Consider the following 10,675-nt stretch of genomic DNA (forward strand, 5'->3'; position numbering starts at 1 on the left):
CTATTGTTACAATATGTCTTATTAATTGAATGAGTATGTTTCCTTCATATATCCTCGAAAATAAGGTTCGAGAGTCTCTACCGGGTCGCCACTGTAATGGCCTGACTATGAAGGCAGAATTTTTCTGTCTACAATTTTTATGAGATAACTAGAATTCTGCCTTCCTGATATTTTAATGGAGGGGAGAATTCTAGTTTTTTTATTTCCATTTTAGTAAAAGCTAATAATAACTATAAAAAATTGAGGTGGCTGTTTTGACGGATAAGCAAGATATAATTGTTGTTTTAGACTTTGGAAGCCAATATAATCAGCTGATTACACGCCGAATTCGTGAGTTCGGTGTCTATAGTGAGCTGCATCCGCATACGATTACAGCGGAAGAAATTCGCAAAATGAATCCGAAGGGGATTATTTTTTCAGGCGGGCCAAACAGTGTCTATGATGAAAATTCATTCCGCTGTGATGAAGCCATTTTTGAAATGGGTCTGCCGATTCTTGGGATCTGCTATGGAATGCAGCTGATGACTGTTCATTTCAACGGCAAGGTTGAAAAAGCAAAACAGCGTGAGTATGGAAAAGCAACGATAGAAGTCGATCAGGAATCAGCCCTTTTTACTGGTCTGCCTGCGGAACAAACGGTATGGATGAGCCATGGAGACTTGGTTGTGGAGCCTCCAGAAGGCTTTTCTGTTGATGGCACAAGCCCGTCTTGTCCAATTTCATCGATGAGCGATGCAGAGCGCAAGCTTTACGCGGTGCAATTCCACCCGGAAGTTCGTCATTCGGTTTATGGAAATGAGCTGCTGAAGAATTTTGTCTTTAATGTTTGCGGCGCTAGAGGCGATTGGTCCATGGAAAGCTTCATTGAAATGGAAATCGCGAAGATTCGGGAGACAGTTGGCGATAAAAAGGTTCTTTGCGCCTTAAGCGGCGGAGTCGACTCCTCTGTTGTCGCTGTACTCATCCATAAAGCGATTGGTGACCAGCTGACATGTATTTTTGTCGACCATGGGCTGCTTCGGAAAAATGAAGCGGAAGACGTAATGAAGACTTTCACGGAAGGCTTCCATATGAACGTGATCAAAGTGGATGCGAAGGACCGATTCTTATCGAAGCTTGAAGGTGTTTCTGATCCAGAGAAAAAACGGAAAATTATCGGTAACGAATTTATTTATGTTTTTGATGATGAAGCTTCAAAGCTTGAAGGGATAGAGTTTTTAGCCCAAGGAACGCTTTACACGGACATCATTGAAAGTGGCACGGCCACGGCACAAACAATTAAGTCGCATCACAATGTCGGCGGGCTCCCGGAAGATATGCAATTTACCTTAATTGAGCCGCTAAGCACCTTGTTTAAAGATGAGGTTCGTGCGCTAGGTACGGAGCTTGGAATTCATGATGATATCGTGTGGAGACAGCCATTCCCTGGACCTGGCCTCGGCATCCGCGTGCTCGGAGCAATTTCTGAGGATAAGTTGGAAATTGTCCGCGAATCAGATTGGATCCTCCGTGAGGAGATTAAAAAAGCCGGACTTGACCGCGAAATCTGGCAATATTTCACGGTGCTCCCGGATATTCGCAGTGTTGGTGTCATGGGGGATGCACGAACCTATGATTACACCATCGGCATCCGTGCGGTTACTTCGATTGATGGAATGACCTCTGATTGGGCGCGGATTCCGTGGGATGTACTTGAGGTCATCTCGACTCGGATTGTGAATGAGGTAGCGCACGTCAATCGCGTTGTTTATGATATCACATCAAAGCCGCCAGCAACGATTGAGTGGGAATAACAAAAGAGAAAGCGCCCGTTTAGCGGCGTATAGGTGTATTTTTTAACCTTAAATACGAACGATGTTATATTTTTCTTTAGCATCGTTCGTTTTTTGTTTACAAGCTGGATATTTCCTGCTAAAATAAAAAACGTAAACAAAGTAATCATATAATTGCATCGTATAATGTTGGGAATATGGCCCAAAAGTTTCTACCGAGCCACCGTAAATGGCTTGACTACGAGGCAGTGTTTTGAATAAAGAGGCAGATGTCTTTTCCTCTATTTATTGCACATGCCTAAAGTCACGCTCCGGTAGGAAAAACCGGAGCGTTTTTTTTGCGTAAAAAAGAAATATAGAATACGAGTTTGAAATTAGATTACAGTCTAGCTTCAGCGCCTAGCCCCTCGAGGTCACAAGTCAATCCGTCCAAAAGGTTAAAAAACAACCTTTCGGCCGGCTCGTCTTGTGCTTGTCGGGGCTGACCAAGGCGCTTACGCTTTTCAAATTAGGAGGAAGTCACATGCAGAAATATTTTGAGTTTGAGAAATATGGGACGAATTATCGCAGGGAAATCATCGGCGGATTTACAACATTCCTTGCCATGGCTTATATATTAGTGGTAAATCCAATAACGCTATCACTTGCAGCAGTTGAGGATTTCCCTGATGCATTAAGAATGGACTATGGTGCCGTATTTGTCGCAACCGCCCTAGCCGCGGCGATTGGTTCGATTATCATGGGCCTCATCGGCAAGTATCCACTGGCATTGGCACCGGGGATGGGATTAAACGCCTTTTTTGCCTTTACAGTTGTTTTAGGTAGTGGTATTCCGTGGCAGCATGCACTGGGTGCCGTGTTGATTTCCGGTGTGTTTTTCTTTTTGCTTACGTTAACAGGGCTTCGGGAAAAAATTATTAATGCAATTCCGATTGATTTAAAGTATGCAGTTGGAGCTGGAATTGGCTTATTTATTACCTTTGTTGGGTTGCAAAGCGCACAAATCATTGTCAATAATGATGCTACACTTGTTGGACTAGGTGATTTAACGGCCGGTGGTCCGCTACTTGCGATTTTTGGGATTGTCGTGACTGTCATTATGATGACACGGGGAATTAAAGGGGCCGTATTTTATGGGATGATTTTGACGACCATTATCGGGATAATTTTTGGTGAAATAAAAATGCCGCATCAAGTAGTCGGGCATGTTCCTAGTTTATCACCAACCTTTGGGGCGGCATTTTCTGCTTTTGGCGAGAGTTCATTTTATACAACAACGATGCTTGGAATTATCTTAACGTTTTTATTTGTTGATTTCTTTGATAATGCCGGGACGCTGGTCGCGGTTGCCGGTCAGGCTGGCCTTATGAAGGATAACAAGCTTCCTCGTGCTGGAAGGGCGCTCATATCCGATTCTGTTGCCACTAGTGTTGGGGCGATTCTTGGAACCTCGACAACCACATCTTTCGTTGAGTCAACTGCGGGGGTTGCAGCGGGTGCAAGGACTGGATTTGCTTCGTTGGTAACCGGTGCCTTATTTATATTATCGCTCTTTCTCTTTCCGTTATTATCGGTCATAACCGCACCAGTCACAACTCCGGCATTGGTCATTGTAGGGGTATTGATGGTTTCTTCTTTAGGGAAAATTGACTGGAAACGATTTGAAATTGCTGTTCCGGCATTCTTAACAATGGTTGCTATGCCACTTACTTATAGTATTGCGACAGGGATTGCAATGGGTTTTATCTTCTATCCGATTACAATGTTGGTGAAAGGGAAGATCAAGGAAATCCACCCAATTATGTATGTATTTTTTGTTATTTTCGTCCTTTATTTTATATTCTTAAAATAGTATGTGAAAGGGAACTGTGGCTATCTGCAGTTCCCTGTTTTATTTTTTCAGTCTGACACCGATTTACAAATTTCGCCATATTGCTTCGGTATGATGGGTAGTGGGAGTTATGATTGAAATAGGGAGTGGGTGCTGATGAACATGCTTACCGTTCAGGATTTGCGGAAAAGCTTTGGGAGTTTTGAAGCAGTAAAGGGCGTAAACTTTTCAGTGGAAAAAGGGGAATCATACGGGCTGCTCGGACCAAACGGAGCAGGAAAGTCAACGACGATTAATATGATAACCGGGTTGTTCCCGCCAAACTCGGGTGAAATTAAGATAAAAGACATCGATGTCATTAAGAACCCAAAGCAGGCACAGAAATGGATTGGCGTCGTACCACAGGAAATTGCACTTTATCAGTCGATGTCAGCGCGGGAGAATTTAAAGTTTTGGGGGAGGATGTACGATTTATCCGGGAGTGAACTTGAAAAAAGTGTCGATCGTGTCCTCGAGATTATTGGCTTAACCGAACGGGCGAAAGACAAGGTCTCTACCTTTTCCGGGGGGATGAAGCGGCGTGTCAATATCGGTGCGGCCATTTTACATAAACCGGAATTATTAATCATGGATGAGCCGACAGTCGGTATCGATCCCCAATCTAGAAATCATATCCTAGAGACCGTTAAGCACTTAAATGGCGAAGGAATGACGATAATTTATACCAGTCATTATATGGAGGAAGTCGAGTACCTTTGTGAACGGATAGGGATTGTCGACCATGGTCAGTTAATCGCCTCTGGCACCTTAAGTGAACTTCGGGAAACCATTGGCGATCATTCAAAAATCATCCTCTCAATTGATAAAGAAAGTTCGAATCTGGAAGGACTTGCTCAGTCACTAACAGGACTTTTTTCAGAAAAAGATATTCAAATTCAAGAACAGCAAGTAATGGTCTTTCATAAAGAACCACAGCTGATTTTAACTGATTTTATCCAGTCGGTAGCAAAAACAGGCACGAAGATTACATCTGTAAATATCGTCGAGCCGAATCTCGAAAGTGTCTTTTTACATTTAACCGGCCGGAATTTACGGGATTAGGGGTGGGTGCGATGAGATTTTTGTGGCTGGCGGTGAAGGATTTGACCCTTGTCGCTCGTGATAAAAAGGCTTTCTTGACCTTGATTATGATGCCGCTGCTGTTAATTGCCATCTTAGGCTCAGCATTTGGCAATATGATGAAAGAAGACGAAGTAGTTTCTATTAAAAAGTTTACACTTGGTGTCGTTAATTTAGACCAAGGTCAGCTGAGTAAAGTATTAACCGAAGAAGTGTTTTCGAAGAATCTTTCTAAGCAAATCGCAGTGAAGTATTATCAGGAAGAAGAACTATATAAAAAAATCCAAGACCACAAGCTTGAAATTGGAATCGTGATTGACAAAGATTTCACCCAATCAATAATGTCAGGACAAGGAACGAAGATACAACTTATAACAGTGCCTGACACCGTTATAAAGGCAACCATCGTTCAAAACGTGATCGAACAGTTTTCCTGGTCGGTTCCGATTGAAGCGGTCGTTTCACAAATGTCCCAGCCTGTTCAGGCGGGAAATCAAGGTGGAATTGACATGGAAGGCTATGGTGAGAAGCCGCTGATAAACGAAACCACCATCGATGCGAAAACGAAACCGGTTAGTTCGTTTCAATATTACGCAGCCGCTATGGGTGTGATGTTTTTATTGATGACGGTCGTCCAAGGTGTATCGACCATGGTGCTAGAGAAGGAACAGGAAGTGTTTAATCGCTTGCTGCTTACGAACTTAACATACTCAAATTATCTGCTCGGAAAAATGCTTGGATTAATCACGATTTGTTTGACACAAGCCTTTATTATTATTCTCGGTACCAGCCTGCTTTTTGGTGTGGGTTGGGGTGCCTCTGTTTCAGGTATTATCGTGATGACTTTGGCATTTGTGATCAATGCGAGCGGACTCGGTGTGTTGGCAGGTTCATTTATGAAGACAGAAAAATCGTTTGGTGTTGCTGGAATGTTTGCTACGCAAATTATGGCTGCCTTAGGTGGAAGTATGGTTCCGCTCTATGTTTTTCCGGATTGGGTCGTGTTCATCACAAAGTTTCTACCCAATGGACTTGCATTGCAAACGTATTTAGATTTAATGTCTGGTGCAGTGATTTCTAAGATTCTGCCGGCGATCGCCGCATCAGTTGGCTTTGGTTTATTCTTTTTCGCGCTTGGCTTAATTCGCCTTTCAATGGAAAGGAGAGGTAAATATGCGTAAGATTTGGACGATATTAATACTTCATTTAATGGCGTTTTTTAAATCTCCTGGCGTACTGGTGCTAATGTTTGTCATGCCTGTCCTTTTTAGTGGAATCTTCGGAGGCATGACCATGAATTCGGAACAGAATAAACCAATTGTTAATGTTGTTCTTAGTGATACTGAGAACAGCGGGCAAATTCTAAACCTATTAGCGAAGGACCAGCATTATGAATGGAAAAAGGCAACGAGACAAGAGGCTGAAAAAAACGTCGCTGCACAGGATGTTGCTGCCGCTGTGGTGATTCCTGATGATATAGGGGAAAGAATTTCAGCGAGTAAGCCATTGTTGGACATTATCGTGCAACGGAAAAATGAGAGCTATCTTGCATTGTCTGCCCATTTAGAGGGTACGGCAGGACTTGTTCTCCGCTCTTATCAGGCTACTTCAAAACTAGATTCTGATGCTTTTCCGAAAGTGCTCGAGACTATCACGAATAATAAGGGCGTGACGGTTGAAAAGCAGACGATCCAAAAGGATAAGCAAACCAATGTGGAAGCTAATTTAATGTTTGTTGGTTTTGCCATGATGTTTATGATGTTTGGTCTATCAGGTGCAGCCTCGACCATTCTTGAGGAACGAATGGGCGGTACTTGGGGGAGACTAATGGTTTCGCCTGCAAGCAAACTGCAAATTATCCTCGGTTACCTCTTAGCGTACTTTTTCATGGGCTGGACTCAGTTCGCGATACTGATGACGACGATGAACTTGATGTTTGCAACAACATGGGGAAATTTAACCTATTTGATTCCGTTTGCCTCGCTTGTGATTTTAAGTGTTGTTGGCTTCGGTCTCATGATTGCCGGCCTCGTCAAAACAAAGCAACAAGCCTCGGCAATCAGCGCTGTTTTAATCGTCAGCACTTGTATGCTCGGCGGGGTTTATTGGCCGATTGATATTGTCCCGGAGCTCATGCAGAAAATTGCCCTTGGTGTCCCGCAAAGCTGGGCAATGTCGGGATTTAAAGAAATCATCAGTGGAAGCCTCCATTCTGCCACCCTTATGAAGGATACGCTGGCATTGGTTGGTTTCTCTGCTATCTTCTTTTTCATTGGCTTACGCGGCATTAAATTTGAATAATGTGATCATGGCGTTTCTTCAAGAAGCTGTCGAATTCGGTCGTTGACTTCCCGTGAAGCCTCTTATAACATAAAAGGAGAATGTATGAGTAGGAACGGGAGAGAAACAGTTTGGCTAACTTATTAATTTTTAAAGTGTTGAATAATAATGTGTTAATTGCTGGACACCCTTCCTATGAAGAAGTCGTGTTAATAGGTAAAGGTATTGGTTTTAATCGAAAACGCGGGGACTATATCGAGACCGAAGCGGTAGAAAAGCTGTTTGTGTTGAAAAATGAAAAAGTGCAACAAAATTACATTAAGCTGCTTCCGTTTATCGATAACGATTATTTAGAAATCATTATTTCTGCCATTGACCTTATTAAAGAGCGGACAAATTCTGTGTTAAATGAACATATTCATGTGGTGCTGACAGATCATTTAATGTTTGCTCTGACAAGGGCCACGCAAGGTATGGAAATGAGGAATCCGTTTCTAATTGAGACAAAAACTCTATACCGCCGCGAGTATGAAGTAGCTGCGGAAGTCGTTCGGTATATTAATGACAAGACGGGAATATGCTTGCCGGTTGGAGAGCTTGGATTTATAGCTCTGCACATCCATAGTGCGATTACGAATAAAGATCTATCAGTAGTAAATCAACATTCACAGCTTGTCAGCAGACTAGTTGAAATGGTAGAGAAGCAGTTTAATTTTGAAATCGATAGAGAAAGCATCGATTATATGAGGCTCGTTCGCCATCTGCGCTTTGCTATTGAACGCGTCGAAAAGGGTGAAATGGTAGCAGAACCGGAGAAAATCGCGTCCTTATTGAAAGAGGAATATCCGGTGTGCTATAATCTCTCGTGGAAACTCATTAAAGTGATGCAGCAATCATTAAAAAAGAAGGTCTTTGATGCAGAAGCAGTGTATCTGACCATGCATTTACAGAGACTTCAAAACAAATTTAAATAGCGATTATTTTTACGTGTTACTGATTCGATCAGGCATGAGTATAAAGGACTTGAAATGAAGTATTAGGGGCACTCTATTCCTATACCTTCATTCAATGGACCTTTTGCTCATGCCCTTTTTATTATAATTTTATCGGGAAATGTAAACGTTTTAGGGGCGTATTCGTTTCAGGAGGTAATTTACATGTTTAAAAGAGTTTTTGGGGTCTTACAAAAGATCGGTAAAGCATTAATGCTGCCTGTAGCCCTTTTGCCGGCTGCGGGTTTATTGTTGGGTATAGGAAATGCCTTGCAACAAGGAACAATGCTGCACTATTTGCCATTTTTAGATGCCCATTGGATACAATTAGTGGCAAGTGTCATGGAAGATGCAGGCGGAATTATTTTTGGTAATTTGGCACTCATCTTTGCTGCAGGCGTGGCGATTGGTTTAGCGAGTGATGGTGCCGCAGCACTTGCTGCCATCGTTGGTTACTTAGTGTTAAATCAGGTTATGAGTTCATGGTTAGGTGTAACAGCAAAAATGCTTACTGAGAATCCGAGCTATGCCAATGTTTTGGGGATTCCTACCTTACAAACCGGTGTATTTGGCGGTATTATCGTCGGTCTGATTGCAGCATTTTGCTATCATCGTTACCATGATATTGAAATGCCTTCATTTCTTGGCTTCTTTGCAGGCAAACGCTTTGTTCCGATAGCAACAGCAGGCTTATCGCTAATTGCTGGTTTATTGTTATTAATAATTTGGCCGCCGATTCAACATGCTATGAATAGTGCATCCGTTTGGCTTATGGGCGAGGGAACGTATATCGCTGTATTCTTCTTTGGATTTATTAAACGATTACTAATCCCGTTCGGTTTACACCATATTTTCCATGCTCCATTTTGGTATGAATTTGGTTCTTATAAGGATGCAGCAGGTCATATTGTACGTGGAGATATGACAATCTTCTTTGCGCAATTAAAAGATGGAGTGAAAATCACAGCTGGAAGCTTTATGGGGGGAGAGTTCCCGATTATGATGTTTGGTTTACCAGCAGCCGCCTTAGCTATGTATCACACAGCGCGGCCAGAAAAGAAAAAGTTGATTGCTGGTTTGCTAGTTTCAGGGGCGTTAACATCATTCCTAACCGGTATCACAGAGCCGCTTGAATTTTCATTTATGTTTGTATCGCCATTACTTTTCGTTCTTCACGCCGTTCTGGATGGTCTCTCATTTGTATTGATGGCGCTCCTAAATGTTCATTTAGGTTATACCTTCTCAGGCGGTGCCATCGACTTTTTCTTATTTGGCATTTTACCTGGAAGAGAGAAATGGTGGATTGCGATCTTATTAGGACTTTGTTTCGCCGTTATTTACTATGTAGTCTTCCGATTCGCCATCATTAAATTTAATTTAATAACTCCAGGCCGGGAGGCAGTAGAAGAGGGTAAAGTAAGCAATAAAGGAAAGGCTGAGGACTTACCCTATAATATCCTTAATGCCATGGGAGGACAGGAAAACATTGTCCATCTTGATGCTTGTATTACCCGCCTTCGTGTTTCGGTAAATGATGTGAAGAATGTGGATAAGGAAGAGTTGAAGAAGTTAGGGGCATCCGGTGTCCAAGAAGTAGGAAACAATATTCAAGCAATCTTCGGACCGCGTTCTGAAATAATTAAGAGCCAAATGATAAATATAATGGTAGGAAAGAGACCTCATGTAATTGAAAAAGCATTGGAAGAAGGGGGAGAACAACATGAAGAAGCACTCCCAGAAGCATTGCATTCAGAACGTAAGACCGATGATGTGTTCGTCGCACCGTTAAAAGGCGAAATCAAACCGATTACAGAAGTTCCGGATCAAGTGTTTGCCGAAAAGATGATGGGTGACGGCTTTGCGATTGTACCGGCAGAAGGAATGGTAGTGTCACCTGTAGATGGAAAAATCGTTAACCTATTCCCGACGAAACATGCGATTGGTATCCTCTCTGATAGCGGCCGAGAAATATTAATTCACATTGGGGTTGATACGGTTAACTTAAAAGGAAAATGTTTTGAAATTTTGGTTTCTGAAAATGATCGTGTTGAAAAAGGTCAGCCATTATTAAATGTAGATTTAGACTATATTAAAGCAAATGCAACATCTACAATTACTCCAATTGTTTTCACTAACTTAGCAGAAGGCGAAAAAGTGGTAATTGAAAAACAAGGTCTTGTGGATCTTAAACAAGAAGGCGTTATTAAGATTTCAAAATAAGAGAAAGCCGGCCGTTGTGGCCGTTTTTTTCTTATTTTGAAAAAGAGATGACTAAATTAAAATTTGTTGTTGACGTTCTATATTCAGGATGGTATTATATTAAAGCAGTCGTTAATCACGAGTTAACAACACGATGATGTTGAAAAACATTATAAAAAAGTGTTGACACGATTGAGAACGATATGATAGAATAATAAAGTTGCTTCAAACGAAGTAACGAAAACTTGTTCTTTGAAAACTAAACAAACAAAAACGTCAACAAACAATATTTTTAGTTTCTTACTAGAAACTAAGCCAACGTAACAAATGAGCTAATCAACTTTCTTGGAGAGTTTGATCCTGGCTCAGGACGAACGCTGGCGGCGTGCCTGATACATGCAAGTCGAGCGAACCTTTGGGAGCTTGCTCTCAAAGGTTAGCGGCGGACGGGTGAGTAACACGTGGGCAACCTGCCTGTAAGA

General features: G+C 42.1%; 7 protein-coding genes, 1 rRNA gene and 2 riboswitches (1 of these 10 cut by a window edge). All 8 genes read left to right on the top strand.

Translation table 11 applies throughout. The features are described 5' to 3' along the window. Positions 1–24: 24 nt before the first annotated feature. A riboswitch (purine riboswitch) is annotated at positions 25–128 on the top strand. Positions 129–254: 126 nt separating this feature from the next. After that, entirely contained in the window at positions 255–1,793 is a 1,539-nt protein-coding gene (guaA, locus tag AA980_RS07665; RefSeq protein WP_024029436.1) for a glutamine-hydrolyzing GMP synthase, read from the top strand. Between the two features lie 138 nt (positions 1,794–1,931). Further along, positions 1,932–2,033: riboswitch (purine riboswitch) on the top strand. Between the two features lie 262 nt (positions 2,034–2,295). Then, positions 2,296–3,624 carry an NCS2 family permease gene (locus tag AA980_RS07670; RefSeq protein ID WP_024029435.1) on the top strand — a complete coding sequence of 443 codons (1,329 nt, stop codon included), beginning with the start codon at positions 2,296–2,298 and terminating at the stop codon, positions 3,622–3,624. A gap of 141 nt (positions 3,625–3,765) precedes the next feature. Next, positions 3,766–4,704 (top strand): daunorubicin resistance protein DrrA family ABC transporter ATP-binding protein, encoded by a 939-nt coding sequence (locus AA980_RS07675; protein WP_034724452.1) that lies wholly within the window; start codon positions 3,766–3,768, stop codon positions 4,702–4,704. Positions 4,705–4,715: 11 nt separating this feature from the next. Further along, entirely contained in the window at positions 4,716–5,903 is a 1,188-nt protein-coding gene (locus AA980_RS07680) for an ABC transporter permease (RefSeq protein WP_024029433.1), read from the top strand. Beyond that, positions 5,896–7,023, top strand: a complete 1,128-nt coding sequence (locus AA980_RS07685) for an ABC transporter permease (RefSeq protein ID WP_047771437.1) — start codon at positions 5,896–5,898, stop codon at positions 7,021–7,023. Before AA980_RS07680 ends, AA980_RS07685 begins: the two co-directional genes overlap by 8 nt. Positions 7,024–7,133: 110 nt before the next feature. After that, positions 7,134–7,976: a glucose PTS transporter transcription antiterminator GlcT gene (gene glcT, locus AA980_RS07690; protein ID WP_047771439.1), complete on the top strand. Its 843-nt coding sequence runs from the start codon at positions 7,134–7,136 to the stop codon at positions 7,974–7,976. A 183-nt stretch (positions 7,977–8,159) separates the two neighbouring features. Further along, positions 8,160–10,214 carry a glucose-specific PTS transporter subunit IIBC gene (gene ptsG / locus AA980_RS07695; RefSeq protein WP_024029430.1) on the top strand — a complete coding sequence of 685 codons (2,055 nt, stop codon included), beginning with the start codon at positions 8,160–8,162 and terminating at the stop codon, positions 10,212–10,214. 321 nt (positions 10,215–10,535) lie between these two features. Further along, positions 10,536–10,675 (top strand): 16S ribosomal RNA (locus AA980_RS07700); it runs 1,457 nt beyond the window's last position.

It is taken from the genome of Neobacillus vireti (assembly GCF_001026695.1).
Classification (GTDB): domain Bacteria; phylum Bacillota; class Bacilli; order Bacillales; family Cytobacillaceae; genus Neobacillus; species Neobacillus vireti.